Origin of the sequence: Pantoea sp. 22096 (genome assembly GCF_052045955.1) — a bacterium.
Taxonomy (GTDB): domain Bacteria; phylum Pseudomonadota; class Gammaproteobacteria; order Enterobacterales; family Enterobacteriaceae; genus Pantoea; species Pantoea alfalfae.
The window spans coordinates 1,825,090-1,847,292 of the sequence record NZ_JBQEPW010000001.1; the positions used below are offsets into that span (position 1 = coordinate 1,825,090).

The window sequence follows — 22,203 nt, forward strand, 5'->3', positions numbered from 1 at the left end:
AGGATACGTTAAAATGCGATCCAGATTTTGACGTAAGTCATCCGCGCGGGCTTAGCGTTTAGAGCCACGCTACGCGAAAGGATAGTAAGGAGAAGTATGAATCGCACACTGGCCGATCTTGATCGCGTTGTGGCACTGGGCGGCGGACACGGTTTAGGCCGCGTGATGTCGGCTCTTTCCCCGCTGGGCTCACGTCTCACCGGCATCGTCACCACCACCGACAACGGCGGATCGACCGGCCGCATTCGTCGATCCGAAGGCGGTATCGCCTGGGGCGACATGCGCAACTGCCTCAACCAGCTGATTGCAGAACCGAGCGTCGCCTCCGCGATGTTCGAGTATCGCTTTGCCGGTAACGGCGAACTGGCCGGTCACAATCTCGGTAACCTGATGCTGCGGGCGCTGGATCATCTGAGCGTTCGTCCGCTGGAAGCGATCAACATCATCCGTAACCTGCTGAAGGTCGACGCCTTTTTAATCCCGATGTCAGAGCAGCCAGTGGATCTGGTGGCGATGGATGCCGAAGGCAATATGGTTTACGGCGAAACCGCGATTGACGAGATGAAGCAGCCGCCGCAGGAGTTGATGCTGCACCCCAACGTCCAGCCGACGCGGGAAGCGCTACAGGCCGTTGCAGAAGCGGATCTGATCCTGATTGGCCCAGGCAGTTTCTATACCAGCCTGATGCCGATTCTGCTGATGGAAGAGATGGCGCAGGCACTGCGTCGCACGCCTGCCACTATGGTGTTTATCGGTAATCTGGGTCGCGAGCTGAGTCCTGCCGCGGCCAGTCTTTCGGTGGCTGACAAGCTTCAGATGATGGAACGTTATATCGGCAAGCGGGTGATTGATGCGGTCGTGGTCGGTCCGGCGGTCGCCACAGAGGGCATTGAGAACCGGCTGATTGTCCGTGAACCGCTGGAGGCCGCTGACATTAAATATCGTCACGACCGCCAGCTGTTACGGGTGGCGCTGGAACACGCCATTCAGGGCTTTGACGGCGCTACGAGGCCGCAATAAACAGCGTTCGCAGCTCATGCAGCTGATCGCGCACGCTGGCTGCCTGTTCGAACTCCAGGTTCTGCGCGTGCTGCTGCATCTGCCCTTCCAGCTCGTGGATCTTCTTCTGCAGCGCCTGCGGCGTTAGCAGTTGCAAATCGGCCAGTGCCTGAGCTTCGCCAGGTCGGGCGGGTTTCGCTTTACCACGGGTTTTCACCACGTTGTTGCCCAGTTCCAGAATATCGGTGATCTTCTTATTCAGGCCCTGCGGCACAATGCCGTTCTGCTCGTTGTGCAGCTGCTGCTTCTCACGGCGGCGCTCCGTCTCTTCAATGGCGCGCGCCATTGACGGCGTGATTTTATCGCCATAAAGAATCGCCTTGCCGTTGATGTTACGCGCCGCACGACCAATGGTCTGAATCAGCGATCGTTCGGAACGCAGGAAGCCCTCTTTATCCGCATCCAGAATCGCCACCAGCGACACTTCCGGCATATCCAGCCCCTCACGCAGTAAGTTGATGCCTACCAGTACATCAAACTCACCCAGACGTAAGTCGCGGATAATCTCCATACGCTCTACGGTGTCAATGTCGGAGTGCAGATAGCGCACTTTCTCGCCATGCTCCGTGAGATACTCGGTAAGATCTTCCGCCATGCGCTTGGTCAGCACCGTCACCAGCACACGTTCGTTGATCGCCACGCGCTGACGGATCTCGGACAGCAGATCGTCAACCTGCGTCCCGACCGGACGCACTTCGATGATCGGGTCCAGCAGGCCGGTAGGACGTACCACCTGGTCAACCACTTCATCGCCCGATTTTTCCAGCTCATATTTGCCCGGCGTTGCCGAGACATAGATGGTCTGCGGGGCCAGCGCCTCAAACTCTTCAAACTTCATCGGACGGTTGTCCAGCGCCGACGGCAGGCGGAAACCATACTCCACCAGCGTCTCTTTACGCGCCCGGTCGCCTTTGTACATGCCGCCAATCTGCGGGATGGTCACATGCGACTCATCCACCACCAGCAGGCCATCGGCGGGCAGATAGTCAAACAGCGTCGGCGGCGCTTCGCCCGGTCCGCGTGCGGAGAGGTAGCGCGAGTAGTTTTCGATACCGGAGCAGTAACCCAGCTCACTCATCATCTCAAGGTCAAACTGGGTACGCTGGGTAATACGCTGCTCTTCCAGCAGCTTATTGTTCTCCAGCAATACCCGGCGACGGTCGGCCAGCTCGACTTTGATATCTTCCATCGCCTGCAGAATACGCTCACGCGGCGTCACGTAGTGCGTCTTGGGATAGATGGTAAAGCGCGGCACTACTGAATCGATCTGACCGGTCAGCGGGTCAAACAGCGACAGACGCTCGACCTCTTCGTCAAACAGTTCGACGCGCAGCGCGATATCGTCCGACTCTGCCGGGAAGATATCGATCACTTCGCCACGCACGCGGAAAGTGCCGCGCTGGAACGCCTGGTCGTTACGGGTGTATTGCAGCTCTGACAGGCGGCGCAGAATGCTGCGCTGATCGATAATCATGCCGCGGGTCAGGTGCAACATCATTTTGAGATAGAGATCGGGATCGCCCAGACCGTAGATCGCCGAAACCGACGCCACCACGATAACGTCGCGCCGTTCAAGCAGCGCCTTGGTGGCCGACAGACGCATCTGTTCGATGTGTTCGTTAACCGATGCATCCTTTTCGATAAAGGTATCGGAGCTCGGCACATAGGCTTCAGGCTGATAGTAGTCGTAGTAAGAGACGAAAAACTCGACGGCGTTATCCGGGAAAAACTCTTTCATCTCGCCATAGAGCTGAGCCGCCAGCGTCTTGTTCGGTGCCAGCACCATCGTCGGGCGGTTAAGGTCGGCAATGACGTTGGCGACGGTAAACGTTTTACCTGAGCCGGTCACGCCTAATAAGGTCTGATGGGCCAGTCCATCCTCCAGCCCCTCTTCCAGGCGACGGATCGCCTCAGGCTGGTCGCCCGAAGGTTTAAAGGCGGAATTGAGTTTAAAAGCTTTGGTCATGAATGCAGTTCCTGCTGGAGAAGTCGGCGGGCAGGCACTTATTTTACTCTGCTATGGTGATTTTGCCAGAAAATAATACTGGATATAAAAACAGTAATCGTGCAAAGTTAATGCAATCAGGGTGAGTCTTAGCCTGCCCGTATTGTGGAGGCGTTATCGCAAAGCGAGTTGCGCAATGTTATCCCCAGACCGGGATCAGATTTAACATTTGTCAATAGAACGTCACAAAATTACAGTTCGGTTACCTGACAGAGAATTCTCAGGCTTGTTTTTTGATAACCAGCTGATTTTATTGATTTAAGCTCATAAGGCCAGAATCTCGTCATTATGTTACCAGGCCGCGTATTTCCTCGCTTCTAACCGGTTTTCATTACCTAATGCACAAGGTTATCCACAGGAATGGTGGATAAGTGATGGCAGCCCCGCCGCCATCAGCTGTGTATAATTTTTCCCTGCCCTCCCGCCTCAGTGAAAATAATTTTTTTTGCGTTAAATTTCGCGTCGGCTGCTGACGGATTATTCTGCATTTTTAATCTGTCTTCTGGCGTGGCACGCAAATTATCATCATTCCACTAAGATTCTTAATCAGACATTCTGCGTTACTGCAGCACGTCTGCACCACAAACAGCGCCCGCAGGCACTGTAAAAGTGCAGGCGCGTGATGACCATGGGTAATTGATAAGTTTTTCTCACCTTTTATCCCTGATACAGCGCACTGTATCAGGAAACAGGGCCATTTTAAGATCTGGCCTGGGAATTGCAGGAGTCAGTAACGTCACCGCGCTTTATGCGCACTGTGCTGCAATGGTGAGGCTACCGTTGCTGATGACTTGTTTGCCAGACGACAGAGAGCGGAAGCAATCAGGCTAATGATCGGGAAGGAGAGTGTCAGATGCTGAGTCTACGTTCGGTAAATCAATTTTACGGTCAGAACCATATTCTGTGGGATGTGGACCTGGATCTGTCGCCTGGCACCTGCACCGGCATTCTGGGCCGTCCTGGCATGGGCAAAACCACGCTGGTCAACTGCATTATGGGCAGATTGCCGATTAACAGCGGCACAATTTCCTGGAAAGAGGATGGCTCGCCGCCGGAAGATTTGCTGCTGCAACCGGCTGAACAGCGGGCGCAGATGGGGATTGGCTATGTGCCTCAGGGCCGCCATATTTTTACCCAGATGAGCGTGGAAGATAACCTGCTGATTGCCCTGCTCGCGGGTGCCAGCCAGCGCGACCGTCATCGTGCTATTCCTGAAATGGTATTTGATTTGTTCCCGGCGCTCTACTCGCTGCGCCAGCAACGCAGCGGCGATCTGCCCATCGATCAGCAGCAACAGCTGGCACTGGCGCGCGCGCTGGTGCTGCAGCCCAAACTGCTGATTCTGGATGAGCCGACTGATGGGATGTCGCCGTGGCTGGAAGAGGAGATGGGCAACCTGATCCGCCGGCTTAACCTTGATTACGGGCTGACCATTCTGCTGCTGGAGCAGCGGCTGTCGCTGATCCGGCGTGTGGCGGACTATTTCCTGCTGCTGCACCGTGGCCGTAATGTGGCGCAGGGCAGCATGGAGCAGCTCGATGACCACACCGTGGATAAGTGGCTGACGGTCGCCTGAACCTCACTGCGGCAGCGTCAGGTACTGTCCACAGGACGCCTGCTGCGCTGCATCGGTGAGATACGGAATCGTGCCCAGGCAGGGGGCAGGTAGTCGTTGCTTCAGGCTGGAGAGATATTCCTGATAGCGTTTGCCTGGCGGCTCGACGGTGTTAGCGATCCAGCCCACCAGCAGCAGGCCACGCGCGCGCACCGCCTCGGCGGTGAGCATGGCGTGATTGATGCAGCCGAGCTTAATTCCCACCACCAGAATCACGGGCAGCTGTTCGCTGACCACCCAGTCCGCATAGGTGTGCGTCTCTGACAACGGGGTATACCAGCCGCCCGCGCCTTCGACCAGAATCCAGTCCGCCAGCGGCTCCAGCGCTGCCAGACCTGCTGACAGTGCCAGATGGGTGATCGGCCTGCCCTCTTCAGCGCTGACGATGTGCGGCGAGGTCGGTTCGATAAACGCTAGCGGATTGACCTGCTGGTAGCTCAACGGCACGCTGCTGAAGCGCTGCAGCGCCAGCGCATCACTGTTGCGGAGCCCCTCTGGCGTCATCTCACAGCCTGAAGCAACCGGCTTATAGCCTGCACAGCGGTAGCCCGCGGCGGCGGCGGCCTGCAACAGTGCGCCGCTGGCGACGGTTTTACCGACTTCGGTGTCGGTGCCGGTAATAAACAGCCGTTTCATGATGCACTTACTCCATAAATTAAATGGTAACTCAGGCGATAGCCGTGCCGGTCGCGCGGCCAGTGCGCCTCTAACTGGTTGAGTCGTTGTCGGGTGAGGAGCTGCCCGTCGCGGCCCTGATGCAGATGGGTCGCGCCGATCCCTTTCAGCGAACGCATGGCGCTGAGCGCATCGGGAAAATGCAGCGTCACTTTTTCCGCGCTGCAATGCAGTTGCTCTGCGTAGCAGGCCGCCGCAATCTGCGTCTCGCTGAGAAAGCGGTTGGCGTGCGGCGACGCATCCAGATGGGACCAGGCTTCATGCACCTCCTGCAACGAGCCATCGCCCAGCGTAGAAAACAGCAGCGTGCCAGTGGGGCGCAGCACGCGCCGGAACTGACGCAGCGCGCCGGGCAGATTTTCACTCCACTGCACAGCCAGGTTACTCCACACCAGGTCGAGGCTGTTATCCGCCAGCGGCAGTGCGTCGATGTCGCCCGCCAGATAGTGCTGCGCCGCGTCGTTGTCCCGCGCCTGTTGCAGCATCTGCGGAGAGAGATCCAGCGCCGTGACCTGTTTGCCCCGCTCACGCCATACCCTGCTGTACCAGCCGGTGCCACACCCGGCATCCAGCAGCTGCAGTCCGCTCTGTACGGGTGCACGTGCCAGCAGCGCATTGCCGCTGAGGCGCTGCAGCGCAGCATGCGCATCATAATGGCTGGCCGCGCGGCCAAAGGCGCGCGCCACCGCCTGCTTATCAACCCGCAGCGTCATGCAGCGCCTCCAGTAACCGGTCAATATCTTCAGGGCGATGTGCCGCGGTCAGGGTAATACGCAGCCGGGCCGTTCCCGGCGGCACGGTAGGCGGTCGGATCGCACTGACCCAGCAGCCTGCCTCCGCCAGTCGCTGAGAGAGCGCCATTGCATCGCTGTTTTCACCTATCAGCAGCGGCTGAATCGCGCTGGCAGCGTCCATCAATTGCCACGGCAGCGAGGCCGCGCCACGCCGGAAATGCGCAATGTTCTGCTGCAACTGCTGGCGCAGCACATCGCCCTGCTGAATTTCGCGCAGCGCCGCCTGCAGCGCAGTGGCTTGTGCGGCGGGCATGGCGGTGGAGTAAATCAGATGCCGGCTGAACTGCAGGAAATAGTCAGCGATATCGGCGCAGCACAGCAGCGCAGCACCGCTGACGCCAAAAGCTTTGCCAAAGGTGACCACCAGCAGTTCCGGTTTAACGCCCTGCTGCCAGCAGCTGCCGCGCCCCTGCTCACCTACTACACCGATGCCGTGTGCATCATCCACCAGCAGCCAGCCCTCTGCCTGCTGCGTCTGTTGTGCCAGCGCAGCCAGCGGCGCACTGTCGCCATCCATGCTGAAAATCCCCTCGGTCACCACCAGCGTCTCCCCCTCGCAGGGTGACGCGAGCCGTGCTGCCAGGCTCTCCGGATCGTTATGACTGAAACGCCGCAGCTGCGCCGGGCTGTGGCTGGCGGCGTCGAGCAGCGAGGCATGGCTGAGTTTATCGGCCAGGATGCGATCGTTTTTCTCGCCCAGCAGATGAATCACCGCCTGATTGGCCGCGAATCCGGAGATAAACAGCAGCGCACGGTCGTAGCCGAGCCAGTCGGCCAGCTGCGCCTCAAGATCGGCATGCTGACGGTGATAACCGGTGACGTGTCCCGAGGCACCCGCCCCCGCCCCCGCCTGCGCCGCGCCCTGCTGCCAGCCCGCAATCACCGCCGGATGGCGGGTTAAACCAAGATAGTCATTGCTGGAGAAGTGCAGATAGCGGCGGCCACCGCTCTCTAACGTGCGGGTGGCTTGCTGATCGATGATTCGACGCTGCCGCCAGCCATCGGCCGCACGGCGCTGCGCCAGCCCCTGCTGAAGTCGTTGCTGCCAGCTCATTACAGTGCCGCGTTGTAGAACTGTTCAGTGTCGGCATGGAACAGCTGCTCGCTGAGTTGTTCTTCCTGCTGCTGATCGCCATGTTGGGTGTGGGTATGCTCCGGGTTCAGCCCCAGTTTGCGGAACAGCACGCGGTCTTTATCCTCTTCCGGATTCGGCGTGGTCAGCAGTTTGCAGCCGTAGAAAATCGAGTTCGCCCCGGCCATAAAGCACATCGCCTGAGTCTGCTCGCTCATCTGCTCGCGGCCCGCGGAGAGACGCACATGCGAGGTTGGCATCATGATGCGCGCTACCGCGATGGCGCGGATAAAATCGAAAGGCTCTACGTCATCGTTGTCCGCCAGCGGCGTGCCTTTGACCTTGACCAGCATGTTGATCGGCACGCTCTCTGGCGGCGTCGGCAGATTGGCTAACTGCACCAGCAGACCGGCGCGGTCGTTCACGGTTTCGCCCAGGCCAACGATACCGCCCGAACAGACTTTGATCCCGGCGTCGCGCACTTTGCCCAGCGTATCGAGACGTTCCTGGTAGCTGCGGGTCGTGATGATAGAGCCGTAGAATTCCGGTGAGGTGTCGAGGTTATGGTTGTAGTAATCGAGGCCCGCGCCCGCCAGCCGCTGCGCCTGTTGATCGCTGAGCGTACCGAGCGTCATGCAGGTTTCCATTCCCATCGCCTTCACGCCTTCAACCATTTTTTCCAGGTAAGGCATATCGCGCTCGTGCGGGTTTTTCCACGCGGCACCCATGCAGAAACGGGTTGAACCCGCGGCTTTGGCCTGACGCGCGGAGGTCAGTACCTCCTCCACTTCCATCAGACGTTCCGACTCCAGGCCGGTCTTGTAGCGCGCGCTCTGCGGGCAATATTTGCAATCTTCCGGACAGGCGCCGGTTTTAATCGACAGCAGGGTACTGACCTGCACCTGGCGCGGGTCGAAGTGCTGACGATGCACCTGCTGCGCTTCAAACATCAGTTCAAGAAAAGGTTGATCAAACAGCGCTTGCGCCTGTGCAATTGTCCAGCGTTGAGCCATTAGGTACTCCAGAAAAGGGTGTCATCCCGACAGAAAGCAGGGGTATACTTGTAAACTATATTTTTTTATTTTGGTTTACAACTCCGATGACTACCCCTGTTTTCTCCCTGGATGATGCCCGTTTTGACCGCCAGCATATCTGGCATCCTTACACCTCGATGCGGGATCCCCTGCCCTGCTATCCGGTCGTTGCCGCGCAGGGTTTTCAGCTGCAGCTGGCCGATGGTCGTGAGCTGGTGGATGGAATGTCATCGTGGTGGGCGGCAATTCATGGTTACAACCATCCCCGCCTGAACCGGGCGCTCACGGAGCAGGTCACGCAGATGTCGCACGTGATGTTTGGCGGCATTACCCATCCGGCAGCAGTGGCACTCTGTCGTCAGCTGGTGGCGATGACACCTGAGGCGCTGGAGTGCGTTTTCCTGGCCGATTCCGGCTCGGTAGCAGTGGAAGTATCGATGAAGATGGCGCTGCAGTACTGGCTGGGCCGGGGTGAAACTCGCCAGCAGTTCCTGACGCTGAAGCGCGGCTATCACGGCGATACCTTTGCCGCGATGTCGGTCTGCGATCCCGAGAACTCGATGCACAGCCTGTGGCGCGGTTATCTGCCTGAGCACCACTTTGCGGCGGCTCCGGCCTGCGGCTTTGATGATGAATGGGACGCGCGCGACTTCGATGATTTTACCCGACTGATCGAACAGCATCACCAGCAACTGGCGGCGGTGATCCTGGAGCCGATTGTGCAGGGTGCGGGCGGGATGCGTTTCTATCATCCGCGCTATCTGCAGCAGGTCCGGGAAGCGTGCGACCGCTATGGCGTGCTGCTGATAGCGGATGAGATCGCCACCGGATTTGGCCGCACCGGCAAGCTCTTTGCCTGTGAACACGCGGGTATTACCGCGGATATTCTTTGTGTCGGCAAAGCGCTGACCGGCGGCATGATGACGCTGGCGGCGACCCTGACTACCCGCGAGGTGGCTGATACCATCAGCCGCAGCGCGGCAGGCTGTTTTATGCATGGCCCGACATTTATGGGGAATCCGCTGGCCTGCGCGGTGGCGGCGGAGAGCCTGAGCATGCTGGCGGAAGGTGACTGGCAGCGACAGGTGGCCGCGATCGAACAGCAGCTGCGGGCTGAGCTGCTGCCGCTGCGCCGTTCACCACAGGTGGCCGATGTGCGCGTGCTGGGGGCGATTGGCGTGGTGGAAACCCATCAGCCGGTCAACATGGCGGCACTACAGCAGTTCTTTGTTGAACAGGGCGTCTGGATCCGGCCGTTTGGCCGACTGATTTACCTGATGCCGCCCTACATCATCTCGCCGCAGGCGCTGAGTCAGCTGGTGCAGGCGATGGGCAGCGCGCTGGAACATTCGCAACATTTTGCCGCCTGATGCGGGCTGACCACTGGCACTGGTGGTGCTTTTGGTTATGATGAAAGGCTATTCATCGACAGTTAAGGAGATGTGATGCGCGTTTTTAGTCAGGACTTTAATGACGGCGAAAAGATGCCAGAAAAGCATGTTTTCAACGGCATGGGTTATCAGGGCGAGAATATTTCTCCCCATCTTGCCTGGGAAGCGGCACCGGAAGGCACCAAAAGTTTTGTGGTGACCTGCTACGATCCTGATGCGCCGACGGGTTCCGGCTGGTGGCACTGGGTCGTGGCGAATATTCCGGCCAGCACCACGTCACTGCCGCAGGGTGCCGGTTCCGGCAAAGCGTCACTGCCAGCAGGCGCAATCCAGACCCGTACCGATTTCGGTCAGGCGGGCTATGGTGGCGCGGCGCCGCCTCAGGGCGAAACCCATCGCTACATTTTCACCGTGCATGCGCTGGATGTGGAGACGATTGAGGTGGATGAAGGCGCCAGTGGCGCAATGGTCGGCTTTAATGTGCATTTCCACGCACTGGCGAGCGCCTCGCTGACCGTGAATTATCAGTAATTCAGTCCGTCTGACAAACCCAAAGCTGAGTGACCTGGCAGCAACGCATTAGCTTAAACTGCAGGGAATAGGGTCAGAGGAGGAAAGCGTCCCGCCGCCCGGAAAAAAACGCCGGGAGCATTTTTGAACAACGCAACGCGTTGGCCCGGCAACGGACGCACCTCAGGAATGAGGTGCGTAATTGCGCGGGTCGAGCACGCCATGGATGGCGGCTTTTGCGTCTTTCCGATCTGACCCTATTGCCTGTGTCTGCACGATCTCACAGCTGGCAGTGGCAAACGCCGTCAACAATTTCACGCCTCTCCCACCCGGGAGAGGCTTTTTCACGATGCGTTACGCCTGCAACTGGTGAATCACCACCCACATCGGGCCCTGCCCTACCGCATAACGTCCCAGCGGCTGTAACAGCCCCTTCGGTTCGCTAATCGCATACACTTCGATGTGATGCGATTTCTGTCCCGCCGCCACCAGAAAACGTCCGCTGTGATCGATATTGAACCCGCGCGGCTGCGTTTCCGTCGGCTGGAACCCTTCCAGCGTCAGTTCATCGCCCAGTTCGCTGACGCTGAAAATCGCCAGCGTGCTGCTGGTGCGGTCGCAGGCGTAGAGGAAACGGCCATCCGGCGTCAGGTGAATATCGGCTGCCCAGCGCGTACCGCTGAAGTCCGGCGGCATCATATCCAGCGTCTGCACGCTTTCCGCTTCGCCTTCACCGGTATTTAATGCCCAGACATCAACAGTACTGTCCAGCTCATTCACGCAGTAAGCATACTGGCCGCCCGGATGGAACTGCATATGACGCGGGCCTGCACCCTCTACCGTCGTGACCTGCGCCTGTTTGCGCGGCGTCAGCTGACCGTCTGCGCCCAGCGCAAACAGACAGATACGATCCTGCTTCAGTGCCGGGACGTAGAGCGTTTTATTGTCAGTGTCGATATTGGCTGAGTGACAGCCATCCAGGCCGTTGATTACCTGTAGCGGGGCCTGCGGAATGCCATCATCGCCAATCGGGCTGACGCTGACGCAGGCATCATTGTAGGAGCCGCAGAACAGGAACCGGCCCTCGCGATCGGTGGAAATGTGGGTCGGACTGCCGGGCAGCGTTGCCTGACCGGCTTCGGTCAGCGTACCATCGGCGGCAATCCGGAACGCCAGCACGCGAAAATTGGGACGCACACCGACATAGAGAAAATCGCGTTTCGGACTCACCACCATCGGCTGAACCTGGCCGGCGACATCGATCACCTGAAGCAACGTCAGCGCACCCTCATCATTCATCTGCCAGACGTGAATCTGCTGGCTCTCGGGACTGGCGGTGTAGACAACCTGTTTCATGCATTCTCCTTTTTTTGCTGCCTGATCATATCTGTGAATCACTGTAGCGCGTTTTATTACCCTACGCTGGAATCATTTGTGCCCTGTTTTTTGTCTCCGGACCGTGGACAGGTGTAGACTTCAGCCCCTGCAAACCTGAAAAAACGAGAGGATGAATGAGCTACCGAGTAATTGCCCTCGACCTCGACGGCACGCTGCTGACCCCAGCCAAAACGATTCTGCCGCAGTCAATTGACGCGCTGAACCAGGCCCGCCAGGCGGGTGTTCATGTCGCTATCGTGACCGGACGCCATCACTGCGCTATCCACCCTTTTTATCAGGCGCTACAACTGGATACACCCGCAATCTGCTGTAATGGCACCTATTTGTATGATTACCGTGCGAAAAAGGTGCTGGCGTCCGATCCTCTCGACCCGCAGCTGGCGTTACAGGTGATTGATAGGCTGGATCAGCAGCAGATTCACGGTTTGCTCTACGTGGATGATGCCATGCTCTATCAGACGCCGACCGGTCATGTGATGCGCACCCTGAAGTGGGCCGAATCGCTGCCTGAGCATCAGCGTCCGCTGTTCTGTCAGGTGCCTGATTTAGCCCAGGCGGCACGTGACGCCGGTTCGATCTGGAAGTTTGCCCTGTCGCACGACAACCATCAGGAGCTGCAACAGTTCGCCACTACAGTGGAAGCGGAGCTGGGGCTGGCCTGCGAATGGTCATGGCACGATCAGGTGGATATCGCCAGAGGCGGCAACAGCAAAGGCAAACGGCTGGCGCAGTGGGTTGAATCGCTGGGGCTGAGCATGTCCGATGTGATCGCGTTTGGTGATAACTACAACGACCTCAGCATGCTGGAAACGGCCGGTCTGGGCGTGGCGATGGGCAATGCCGACGAGGCGATCAAAGCGCGGGTGAAAAAGGTAATCGGCACCAATCTTGAACCCGGCATTGCCGACACCCTCCGTCAGTACGTGTTGTAATCAGGGCGTTACCGAAACGCTTTTTATCTGGGCATAAAGCCACTGATCCGGCCGGATGCCCAGTTCATCCCGCGCCCACGGCGTGATGCGCGCCCAGAGTTCGCTGATGCCGATACGCAGCTTCACCTCCACCTGGTCTCCGACCTCCAGCAGCTCAACTACCTGTGCCGGTAAAATGTTGCGAATGGAGGTGTGCTGTGGCGGTTGCAGCGCCAGCGAGACATCTGATGAGGCGATGCGAATACGCAGCGGCGTTTTCACCGGCTGATTCACCCTGCTGACCCAGATGTGTTGATCGCCCAGCGAGAGCGCGGTCATCGGATAGTCGGGATGCTGCTCCAGCACCTGCACCCGCAGCACGCTGGTCAGTTCGCTTACCGGCAGCCATGGCCGCATCGCGCTGCTGCTCCAGACCCGCTCCAGCGGACCAAAGGCTTTGACCTTGCCCGCATCCAGCACCAGCACGTTATCAGCCAGATGCAGGATCTCATCCAGACTGTGCGAGACGTAGAGCATAGGAATATCGACCTGCTTCGCCAGTTTTTGCAGATACGGCATCAGCTCACGTTTGCGCGGCAGATCCAGCGACGCCAGCGGTTCATCAAGCAGCAGCATATCCGGTGCGGTCAGCAGTGCCCGGCCAATCGCAACCCGCTGCTTTTCACCGCCCGACAGCGACAGCGGAAAGCGCGACAGCAGCGCCTCCAGCCCCAGCAGCGAAACCAGGCTGTCGAACTGTGCTTTCATCGCCGGGGCCATACCATATTGCAGGTTGCCCCGGACCCGATAGTGCGGGAAGAGCCGCGCATCCTGAAACACATAGCCGATGCGGCGTTTTTCCGGCGGCAGCGCAACCTTCTGCTCCGCATCAAACAGCAGACGATCGTTAAGCTCAATCCGCCCGCGCTGCGGCTGAGTCAGTCCGCTGATGGCGTTGATCAGTGAGGTTTTACCGGCACCGGAAACACCGAAAATGGCGGTGATGCCTTTGGCGGGGATCTGCAGGTCGATCTCCAGCTGGTGAGCGCCCTGCTGCTGCATAAAATTGAGTGATAGCATCAGCTTCCCATCCGCTTGCGGCCTGCGCGTGCCAGTCCTTCCGACGCCAGCAGTGACGCCAGTGCCAGTACGATAGCGATGATACAGAGCCGCGCCGCCGCACCCTCTGCACCAGGGGTTTCGATCAGGGTAAACATTGCCAGCGGAAGCGTGCGCGTTTCACCGGGAATATTGGACACAAAGGTAATGGTGGCACCGAATTCGCCCAGCGATCGGGCAAACGCCAGCACCGTTCCGGCGATCACGCCTGGCAACGTCAGCGGCAGTGTGATGGTGAAAAAGACCCGCCAGCGTCCGGCACCCAGCGTACGTGCCGCCTGCTCCAGCCGGCTATCCACCGCTTCCAGCGCCAGCCGGATAGCGCGTACCATCAAGGGAAAGGCGATAACGGCGGAAGCCAGCGCTGCACCGCGCCAGCTGAACGCAAAGCTGAAACCGAACCAGTCAAAAAGCTTTTCGCCAATGAAGCCGCGTCGCCCCAGGCTAACCAGCAGCAGATAACCTACCACTACTGGCGGCAGCACCAGCGGCAGGTGGATCAGGCTGTCGAGCAGCGCTTTGCCGGGAAAACGGCAGCGCACCAGAATCCAGGCCATCAGAATGCCAAACGGCAGACTGCCAAGCACGGCTATGCCAGAGACTTTAAGGCTAAGCAGCACTGCCTGCCATTCGGGATCGCTGAGTATCATTTCGTCGGTGTGAATCCGTAATGTTTGAAAATCGCCGCAGCCTGCGGCCCTTTCAGGTAATCATAAAAGGCTTGAACGGTGGCCGTGTCGTGATCGTTTACGATCGCCATCGGATATTCCACCGGTTTGTGACTGGTTGCCGGAAAACGCCCGACCACCTGCACTTTATCGCTGGCGACCGCATCAGATCCGTAGACAATGCCGTATGGGGTTTCGTTACGCTCGACCAGAGCCAGTGCTGCCCGCACATTATTAGCGGGCGCTAACGCGGGCGCAACGCCATCCCAGGCTCCCAGCTTCTGCAACGCCTCTTTAGCATAGATACCCGCCGGAACGTGGTCCGGATCGCCCACCGCCAGACGTTCGCCGTGCAGCAATGTTTTCCAGTCGGTCTGCGGATCCAGCGTCACCGCTTTAGCTGCGGCACTCCGTGGCGCAATCAGTACCAGGTCGTTGCCCAGCAGGGTATAGCGGGTGCGGGTTATCACGCTTTTCTTCGCCACCGCATCATTCATCCACTGCTGATCGGCAGAGATAAACAGGTCGGCAGGCGCACCCTGTTCAAGCTGACGCGCCAGCGTGGAGGATGAGGCGAACGAAGAGACGACTGTCACGCCCTTTTCCTTCTGATACTGACTGGCAATATCCTGCATCGCATTGGTCAGCGAAGCCGCGGCGAACACGGTAATGTTATCGGCGGCCACTGCCTGTCCGGCCAGCGATACGGTGACCAGCGCCGCGACGCCCCAGCGGGTGTAATTTGATGACATGATTCTCTCCGGCTATTCGTTGTGTAGCGAATAATATAACGCAATATCAGGGAGGTTCAGTAAATTATCGGCAGGTGTCAGAGAAGGTTGAATCAATGCGGGACAAAAATGATGACGCTCGCCAGGATGGCGGGCGTCACAGAAATTAATTATGGGAACGGGCTGAAGATTTTTCGCGATGACCCACTTTAGAGAAGATATTAAACACTTCACCCAGGCCATAAATCATACCCAGCATCAGCGCCATTACCACAGGGACCATGAGTACAGCCACGGCGAGGCTTTTCAGTAATTCCAGCATGGAGAGTCTCACTCTGCTAACAAAAAAGTGATTGTAACGGGTCAGTAAAATTTTGCGCAGCCCTTTTCGTGCTTTTACTTTGGACATAAAACGCCGCTATCATCGGCCTTCGCCTTAACCCTTTGCCGGAGCTGTCATGGAAGCCGAACTGTCCCTTCATATCCGTTTACAACAGAAACTGTTTGCCGATCCACGACGTATTGAGCTGCTGAAACGCGTCCAGCAGACCGGCTCGATCAGTCAGGGGGCGAAGCTGGCTGGCATCAGTTACAAAAGTGCCTGGGATGCGATTAATGAGATGAACCAGATGGCGGATGAAACGCTGGTGGCGAGGGCAACCGGCGGCAAAGGCGGCGGCGGTGCAACGCTGACCCGCTACGGTGAACGCCTGATTCAGCTGTTTCATCTGATGGAGCAGATCCAGCAGAAAGCCTTTGATGCACTGCAGCAGGATACACTGCCGCTCGACAGCCTGCTGGCGGCCATCGCCCGCTTTTCACTGCAGACCAGCGCCCGCAACCAGCTGTTCGGCACCGTGGTGAGCAACGATGCGCAGCAGGTGGTTCAGCATCTGATGATTCAGCTGGCTGATGGCGTCACGCAACTCAATGTTGCGCTGACCCAGCGCAGCGCCGATCGTCTGCAGCTGGCGGCGGGTAAAGAGGTGCTGGTGCTGATCAAAGCGCCGTGGATCCGTATCAGTCGTGACGCCGCAGAGGAAGACAATCAGCTGACCGCCATCGTCACTGCCATCGAACCGGGTGAGCAGATGAGTGAGGTGCTGATGCAGCTCGCCAGCGGCGAAACCCTGTGTGCCACTCTGAGTAATGCACAGTTACAGCAGCTGAAGCTGCAGCCCGGCGATGCGGTGATCGCCAGTTTCAATGCTGAGAACGCTATCGTCGCTACCCTGCTCTAGCGGTTGAGTTGACTTCACTGCGGGCAATGGTTACAACTCAGTAATTCGATGCAAAAAATGGAACAGATCATGGCTTCATTGCATATTTTGCAAGGCACGTTTCATCTCAGTGATACCCGGATACTGAGTCTGAATCAGGTGGAACTGCAGCGCGGCGAAAGCTGGGCCTTTGTCGGTGCCAACGGCAGCGGTAAATCCTCACTGGCGCGCGCGCTCTCCGGTGAATTGCCCCCGCTTGCGGGTTCCGTCAGCAGCGATTTCACAAGGCCGGTCCGGCTGTCACTGGAACAGTTACAGACGCTGGTGGCGCAGGAGTGGCAGCGCAACAACACCGACATGCTCAGCGAAGGTGAAGAGGATACCGGACTGACCGTGGCAGAGGTCATTCAGGCGGAAGTGCAGCAGCCAGAACGTTGCGAACAACTGGCTCAGCAGTTTAGTATCGAACCGCTGTTGTCACGCCGCTTCAAATATCTCTCTACCGGCGAAACCCGCAAAACCCTGCTTTGTCAGGCCCTGATGAACCAGCCAGATTTGCTGATTCTGGATGAGCCGTTTGACGGACTGGATGTGGCGTCACGCGCCAGCCTGACCGATACGCTGCGCAACCTGCAGCACCCGGCGTTTACGCTGGTGCTGGTGCTCAATCGCTTTGACGACATTCCCGATTTCGTTCAGCAGGTGGGTGTGCTGGCGGAGTGTACTCTTACTCACAGTGGCCCACGCCAGACGATTTTAACGGAAGCGCTGGTGGCACAGCTGGCACACAGTGAACAGCTGATGGGAATGGCGCTGCCCGAAGCGGATGTGCCGGATCAGCTGCCCTCACTGGCGGATGATGCGCCGCGCGTTATCCTGCGCAACGGCACCGTTTCCTACAACGACCGACCGGTCATTCAGGGGCTGAACTGGCAGGTTAACGCAGGCGAGCACTGGCAGATTACTGGCCCGAACGGCGCCGGGAAATCGACGCTGCTGAGTCTGGTAACCGGCGATCATCCACAGGGCTACAGCAATGATCTCACCCTGTTTGGCCGTCGTCGCGGCAGTGGCGAAACCATCTGGGATATCAAACAGCATATTGGCTATGTCAGCAGCAGTCTGCACCTCGATTATCGCGTCAGCACCAATGTGCGGACGGTGATCCTGTCGGGCTTCTTCGACTCCATCGGTCTCTATCAGGCGGCATCCGATCGGCAGAAAGCGCTGGCACAACAGTGGCTGACACTGCTGGGAATGGATAACCGGCTGGGCGATGCGCCGTTCCATTCACTCTCCTGGGGACAGCAGCGGCTGGTGCTGATTGCCCGCGCGCTGGTTAAGCATCCGACGCTGCTGATTCTGGACGAGCCACTCCAGGGACTTGACCCGATTAACCGCCAGCTGGTGCGGCGCTTCGTCGATGTGCTGATTGGCGAAGGTCGCACTCAGCTGCTGTTTGTTTCCCATCATGCCGAAGATGCGCCCGCCTGTATCACGCATCGCCTGAGCTTTGTTCCCGATAAAGGCGGCTACGCTTTTCAGCAGGAAACGTTGCGCTAACGCGTTCACATCGGCCCCTCAACGCCGCTATCGCGGCGTTTTAAAGTACACCTGTGTAATCGCTACCATTCCGGCCTGCCTTTTATCCCGCATTACTGCACACAATGCCACGAAATAAGAATATTCAGCTTGTGTAAACGATACCATTTATCCAGACTTGATCACGCTTTCGGGCGCGCTGATGTGCTACTTTTTACCGATGCCTCTCTGGCTTTTGACGCTTACCAGGATCTCACATGGAAAAATTCAACCCGGTCGATCATCCCCATCGCCGTTACAATCCACTGATTGATCAATGGATTTTAGTTTCACCTCATCGGGCCAAGCGTCCGTGGCAGGGCGCGCAGGAAACGCCAGCAGTTAATACCTTACCGTCGCACGATCCGGACTGCTTCCTGTGTGCCGGAAATACCCGCATTACCGGTGACAAAAACCCCGACTATTCTGGCACGTATGTCTTTACCAATGACTTTGCTGCGCTGATGACCGACACGCCTGACGCGCCCGAGAGCGACGATATCCTGATGCGCTGTGAAAGCGCACGCGGCACCAGTCGGGTCATCTGCTTTTCGCCCGATCACAGCAAAACTCTGCCGGAGATGTCACTGAGCGCGCTGGAAGAAGTGGTGCGTACCTGGCAGGCGCAGACCGCCGATCTGGGTCAGCACTATCCGTGGGTGCAGGTGTTTGAGAACAAAGGCGCGGCGATGGGCTGCTCAAACCCGCATCCCCATGGTCAGATCTGGGCCAACAGCTTCCTGCCGAATGAAGCGCAGCGCGAAGATGATCATCAGCGCGACTATTTCGCAAAACATGGCTCGCCGATGCTGGTCGATTATCTGGCACGTGAGCAGCAGGATGGCAGCCGCACCGTGGTGGAAACCGAACACTGGCTGGCCGTCGTGCCGTGGTGGGCTGCCTGGCCGTTTGAAACTCTGCTGCTGCCGAAAGCGCACGTTAAACAGCTGACCGATCTCAGTGAAGCGCAGAGTGCCGATCTGGCAAAAGCCATTAAGCTTCTGACCAGCCGCTACGACAACCTGTTCCAGTGCTCCTTCCCCTACTCCATGGGCTGGCACGGCGCGCCGTTTAATGGCGAAGCCAACGACCACTGGCAGTTGCATGCGCACTTCTATCCACCGCTGCTGCGCTCAGCAACGGTACGTAAATTTATGGTTGGCTATGAAATGCTGGCCGAAACCCAACGCGATTTAACGGCGGAACAGGCGGCGGAACGTCTGCGTTCTGTCAGCGACGTTCACTTCCGTGAGGCACAACAATGAGCTTAAAAACCATCACGCAGCAGCTTTTCTCTGACACCTTCGGTTACGCTGCAACGCATACCATTCAGGCGCCGGGCCGCGTTAACCTGATTGGCGAGCACACCGACTATAACGACGGCTTTGTGCTGCCATGTGCCATCGATTACCAGACAGTCATCGCCTGCGCCCGCCGTGACGACCGCCAGATTCGCGTAGTCGCTGCCGATTATGAGAATGCGCAGGACACCTTCTCGCTGGACGAAGAGATCGTCAGCGTGCAGGAACCGATGTGGGCTAACTATGTGCGCGGCGTGGTGAAACATCTGCAGCAGCGTCATGCCGATTTCGGTGGCATTGATATGGTGATCAGCGGCAACGTGCCACAGGGCGCAGGTCTGAGCTCATCCGCCTCGCTGGAAGTGGCGGTCGGTACCGTGGTGCAGCAGCTCTATAACCTGCCGCTGGATGGCGCGGCTATCGCGGTGAATGGTCAGGAAGCGGAGAACCAGTTCGTTGGCTGTAACTGCGGCATCATGGACCAGCTGATCTCCGCACTGGGCAGGAAAGATCACGCGATGCTGCTCGACTGCCGCACGCTGGGCACCCGTCCGGTGTCGATGCCGGAAGATATCGCGGTGGTGATCATCAACTCCAACTTCCGCCGCACCCTGGTCGGCAGCGAATACAATACCCGTCGCGAGCAGTGTGAAGCGGGCGCGCGTTTCTTCAATAAGAAGGCCCTGCGTGACGTTGAACTGGCCGAGTTTGAAGCAGCCCAGGCGCAGCTCGACCCCCAGGTGGCAAAACGCGTGCGTCACGTTCTGACCGAGAACGCCCGAACGCTGGAAGCAGCCGATGCGCTGACTCAGGGCGACCTGACACGTATGGGTCAGCTGATGGCCGAGTCGCACGCCTCAATGCGTGACGATTTCGAGATCACCGTGCCGCCAATTGATACGCTGGTTGAGATCGTGAAAACGCAGATTGGTGAACGCGGCGGCGTGCGCATGACCGGCGGCGGCTTTGGTGGCTGCATCGTGGCACTGATGCCACTGGATCTGGTCGATCAGGTGAAAGCCGCCGTTGCTGAGCAGTATGAAGCCGCGACCGGCATCAAAGAGACCTTCTACGTCTGCAAAGCCTCTGAAGGAGCGGGCCAATGCTGAATGACGTCAATTCCCATGCGCCCGACGGTCAGCCGTGGCGCATAACGGTGCTGCGTAATGCCAACGGCATGCTGGCGACCTTTATGGACTGGGGCGCAACCTGGCTTTCTGCCCGCGTCCCGATGCAGGATGGCACCGTGCGTGAAGCGCTGCTTGGCTGCGCCACGCCCTCTGACTACCTGCACCAGGATGCCTATCTGGGTGCCACGGTGGGCCGTTACGCCAACCGCATCGCCGGGGCAAAACTGAATAAACTGAACCGTCAGCTGGTGCCAAACCAGGGTGCCCATCAGCTGCATGGCGGGCCGGAGGGCTTCGATAAACGCCGCTGGCAGATTGTCAGCCAGTCCGACAGCGAAGTGCACTACCGCATCGACTCGCCGGATGGCGACCAGGGCTATCCGGGCAATCTGATTGCCGACGTGCGCTATCAACTGGATGACCAGAACTGCCTGAGCATCCGCTACGAAGCGCGCTGCGATCAGCCCTGCCCGATCAATCTGACTAACCATGCCTACTTTAACCTTGATGCGCATCATGGCGACGCACGCCAGCATCGCTTACAACTGCACGCCGACCAGTATCTGCCGGTCGACAGCGAAGGTATTCCGAATGCGCCGCTGAAAGCCGTTGCCGATACCAGCTTTGATTTCCGCAACGCCAAAGTCGTGGCGCAGGATTTCCTGGCAGACGATGATCAGCGCGCGGTGAAGGGCTATGACCATGCGTTTCTGCTCAACAGCGCAGGCGACGATAGTCAGCCTGCGGCAGAACTCTGGTCGGAAGATGGCAGATTGCAGCTCAGCGTGACTACCTCGGCACCGGCACTGCAGTTCTATACCGGCAACTACCTGGCCGGCACCCGTGCCCGTGAGCAGGCGAGCTATAATGCATTTCAGGGCATTGCGCTGGAGAGTGAATTTTTACCGGATTCGCCTAATCATGCTGAGTGGCCTCAGCCTGATTGCTGGCTGCAGCCGGGAGATCGCTGGGAATCCGTGACGCGGTATCGCTTCACGCTACGCTGAGCCTCCGGCTGAAAAACGCGCAGTGCGTCACACACAGGCTTACGCGCTGCCCGCTTTTCCGTTATGGTATGGCGCAATCAGCTCGTGTTTCATGCGGGCAGCAGCAGGTTTCCAATCTCACAGAAACATCACAGTATTAAGGAGTTAAGCTATGGCTGTAACTAAGCTGGTTCTGGTGCGACACGGCGAAAGCCAGTGGAACAACGAAAACCGCTTTACCGGTTGGTATGATGTTGACCTTTCTGAGAAAGGTCGTGGCGAAGCCAAATCAGCAGGTCAGCTGCTGAAGAAAGAGGGCTTTGTTTTTGATTTCGCTTACACCTCCGTACTGAAGCGTGCGATTCACACGCTGTGGAATGTGCTGGATGAGCTGGATCAGGCCTGGCTGCCGGTTGAGAAAACCTGGCGTCTGAACGAGCGTCACTACGGTGCGCTGCAGGGTCTGGACAAAGCGGAAACGGCCGCCAAATATGGCGACGAGCAGGTTAAGCAGTGGCGTCGCGGCTTTGCCGTTACCCCGCCAGAGCTGGATCGTTCAGATGAGCGCTTCCCGGGCCATGACCCGCGTTACGCGAAACTGACTCCGGAGCAGCTGCCAACCACCGAAAGCCTGGCGCTGACCATCGACCGCGTTATCCCTTACTGGAATGACACCATTCTGCCGCGCATCAAAAGCGGTGAGAAAGTGATTATTGCCGCACACGGCAACTCACTGCGTGCGCTGGTGAAATATCTGGATAACCTCGGCGAAGATGAAATCCTCGAGCTGAATATCCCTACCGGCGTTCCGCTGGTGTATGAGTTCGATGAAAACTTCAAACCGCTGAAACGCTACTACCTGGGCGACCAGGACGAGATTGCTGCGAAAGCCGCAGCCGTTGCAAATCAGGGTAAAGCGAAGTAATTTCTCGCTGAAAAGGCAAAAAGGCCAGACGAAAGTCTGGCCTTTTTTATTGGGCTGCGCCCGACAATGCTGCGCGTC

21 protein-coding genes are annotated in these 22,203 nt (G+C 58.2%); 11 read left to right on the forward strand and 10 right to left on the reverse strand.

Features of this window, described 5'->3' with window-relative positions; translation table 11 throughout:
• Positions 1–96: 96 nt before the first annotated feature.
• Positions 97–1,020 (forward strand): gluconeogenesis factor YvcK family protein, encoded by a 924-nt coding sequence (locus ACTJKZ_RS08515; RefSeq protein ID WP_161736232.1) that lies wholly within the window; start codon positions 97–99, stop codon positions 1,018–1,020.
• Here the strand turns inward: ACTJKZ_RS08515 and uvrB are convergent.
• A complete protein-coding gene (gene uvrB, locus ACTJKZ_RS08520; protein WP_161736233.1) occupies positions 1,004–3,025 on the reverse strand; it encodes an excinuclease ABC subunit UvrB in 2,022 nt (673 codons plus the stop codon). The genes ACTJKZ_RS08515 and uvrB overlap by 17 nt on opposite strands.
• An 892-nt stretch (positions 3,026–3,917) precedes the next feature.
• On the opposite strand from uvrB, the gene ACTJKZ_RS08525 reads away from it, so the two are divergent.
• Positions 3,918–4,640 (forward strand): ABC transporter ATP-binding protein, encoded by a 723-nt coding sequence (locus tag ACTJKZ_RS08525; RefSeq protein WP_013357183.1) that lies wholly within the window; start codon positions 3,918–3,920, stop codon positions 4,638–4,640.
• Between the two features lie 3 nt (positions 4,641–4,643).
• Here ACTJKZ_RS08525 and bioD read toward each other — a convergent pair whose 3' ends face one another.
• From bioD to bioB, 4 genes are read right to left on the reverse strand one after another with little or no spacing between them, the layout of a single operon-like run.
• Complete coding sequence (bioD, locus tag ACTJKZ_RS08530; RefSeq protein WP_222924324.1) at positions 4,644–5,315, reverse strand: dethiobiotin synthase; 672 nt, start codon at positions 5,313–5,315, stop codon at positions 4,644–4,646.
• Positions 5,312–6,067, reverse strand: coding sequence for a malonyl-ACP O-methyltransferase BioC (gene bioC / locus ACTJKZ_RS08535; protein WP_161736235.1), 756 nt, complete (start codon positions 6,065–6,067; stop codon positions 5,312–5,314). The genes bioD and bioC overlap by 4 nt, the downstream gene beginning before the upstream one ends.
• Complete coding sequence (gene bioF / locus ACTJKZ_RS08540) at positions 6,051–7,202, reverse strand: 8-amino-7-oxononanoate synthase (RefSeq protein WP_440829451.1); 1,152 nt, start codon at positions 7,200–7,202, stop codon at positions 6,051–6,053. The genes bioC and bioF overlap by 17 nt, the downstream gene beginning before the upstream one ends.
• Positions 7,202–8,233 (reverse strand): biotin synthase BioB, encoded by a 1,032-nt coding sequence (gene bioB / locus ACTJKZ_RS08545; RefSeq protein WP_440829452.1) that lies wholly within the window; start codon positions 8,231–8,233, stop codon positions 7,202–7,204. Before bioB ends, bioF begins: the two co-directional genes overlap by 1 nt.
• An 86-nt stretch (positions 8,234–8,319) precedes the next feature.
• On the opposite strand from bioB, the gene bioA reads away from it, so the two are divergent.
• The gene (gene bioA, locus ACTJKZ_RS08550) at positions 8,320–9,624 is read left to right on the forward strand and encodes an adenosylmethionine--8-amino-7-oxononanoate transaminase (protein WP_253421368.1); all 1,305 of its coding nucleotides are present in this window, start codon (positions 8,320–8,322) and stop codon (positions 9,622–9,624) included.
• Positions 9,625–9,699: 75 nt separating this feature from the next.
• The gene (locus ACTJKZ_RS08555; protein WP_013357177.1) at positions 9,700–10,176 is read left to right on the forward strand and encodes a kinase inhibitor; all 477 of its coding nucleotides are present in this window, start codon (positions 9,700–9,702) and stop codon (positions 10,174–10,176) included.
• 333 nt (positions 10,177–10,509) lie between these two features.
• On the opposite strand, the gene pgl is transcribed toward ACTJKZ_RS08555, so the two are convergent.
• On the reverse strand, positions 10,510–11,511 hold the full coding sequence (gene pgl, locus ACTJKZ_RS08560) for a 6-phosphogluconolactonase (RefSeq protein ID WP_161736277.1): 1,002 nt from the start codon (positions 11,509–11,511) through the stop codon (positions 10,510–10,512).
• 155 nt (positions 11,512–11,666) lie between these two features.
• Between pgl and ACTJKZ_RS08565 the strand changes: the two genes are divergently transcribed.
• Positions 11,667–12,485, forward strand: a complete 819-nt coding sequence (locus ACTJKZ_RS08565; RefSeq protein ID WP_253421362.1) for a pyridoxal phosphatase — start codon at positions 11,667–11,669, stop codon at positions 12,483–12,485.
• On the opposite strand, the gene modC is transcribed toward ACTJKZ_RS08565, so the two are convergent.
• The 4 genes from modC to ACTJKZ_RS08585 form a co-directional block, all read right to left on the reverse strand.
• The gene (modC, locus tag ACTJKZ_RS08570) at positions 12,486–13,544 is read right to left on the reverse strand and encodes a molybdenum ABC transporter ATP-binding protein ModC (protein ID WP_222924332.1); all 1,059 of its coding nucleotides are present in this window, start codon (positions 13,542–13,544) and stop codon (positions 12,486–12,488) included. It lies immediately after the preceding gene.
• The gene (gene modB, locus ACTJKZ_RS08575; protein ID WP_161736274.1) at positions 13,544–14,233 is read right to left on the reverse strand and encodes a molybdate ABC transporter permease subunit; all 690 of its coding nucleotides are present in this window, start codon (positions 14,231–14,233) and stop codon (positions 13,544–13,546) included. Before modB ends, modC begins: the two co-directional genes overlap by 1 nt.
• The gene (modA, locus tag ACTJKZ_RS08580) at positions 14,230–15,003 is read right to left on the reverse strand and encodes a molybdate ABC transporter substrate-binding protein (protein WP_161736273.1); all 774 of its coding nucleotides are present in this window, start codon (positions 15,001–15,003) and stop codon (positions 14,230–14,232) included. Before modA ends, modB begins: the two co-directional genes overlap by 4 nt.
• Before the next feature lie 145 nt (positions 15,004–15,148).
• Positions 15,149–15,304, reverse strand: coding sequence for an AcrZ family multidrug efflux pump-associated protein (locus ACTJKZ_RS08585; protein WP_033731900.1), 156 nt, complete (start codon positions 15,302–15,304; stop codon positions 15,149–15,151).
• Between the two features lie 136 nt (positions 15,305–15,440).
• Between ACTJKZ_RS08585 and modE the strand changes: the two genes are divergently transcribed.
• From modE to gpmA, 6 genes are all read left to right on the forward strand, one after another.
• Positions 15,441–16,223 carry a molybdenum-dependent transcriptional regulator gene (modE, locus tag ACTJKZ_RS08590; RefSeq protein WP_222924333.1) on the forward strand — a complete coding sequence of 261 codons (783 nt, stop codon included), beginning with the start codon at positions 15,441–15,443 and terminating at the stop codon, positions 16,221–16,223.
• Between the two features lie 69 nt (positions 16,224–16,292).
• Positions 16,293–17,765, forward strand: coding sequence for a molybdate ABC transporter ATP-binding protein ModF (gene modF, locus ACTJKZ_RS08595; RefSeq protein WP_440829453.1), 1,473 nt, complete (start codon positions 16,293–16,295; stop codon positions 17,763–17,765).
• A 236-nt stretch (positions 17,766–18,001) separates the two neighbouring features.
• Complete coding sequence (gene galT, locus ACTJKZ_RS08600; protein WP_161736270.1) at positions 18,002–19,048, forward strand: galactose-1-phosphate uridylyltransferase; 1,047 nt, start codon at positions 18,002–18,004, stop codon at positions 19,046–19,048.
• A complete protein-coding gene (gene galK / locus ACTJKZ_RS08605) occupies positions 19,045–20,193 on the forward strand; it encodes a galactokinase (RefSeq protein WP_260057701.1) in 1,149 nt (382 codons plus the stop codon). Before galT ends, galK begins: the two co-directional genes overlap by 4 nt.
• Positions 20,187–21,221: a galactose-1-epimerase gene (galM, locus tag ACTJKZ_RS08610; RefSeq protein ID WP_440829454.1), complete on the forward strand. Its 1,035-nt coding sequence runs from the start codon at positions 20,187–20,189 to the stop codon at positions 21,219–21,221. Before galK ends, galM begins: the two co-directional genes overlap by 7 nt.
• Positions 21,222–21,372: 151 nt before the next feature.
• Positions 21,373–22,125 carry a 2,3-diphosphoglycerate-dependent phosphoglycerate mutase gene (gpmA, locus tag ACTJKZ_RS08615; protein WP_161736268.1) on the forward strand — a complete coding sequence of 251 codons (753 nt, stop codon included), beginning with the start codon at positions 21,373–21,375 and terminating at the stop codon, positions 22,123–22,125.
• The last annotated feature ends 78 nt before the right edge of the window (positions 22,126–22,203 follow it).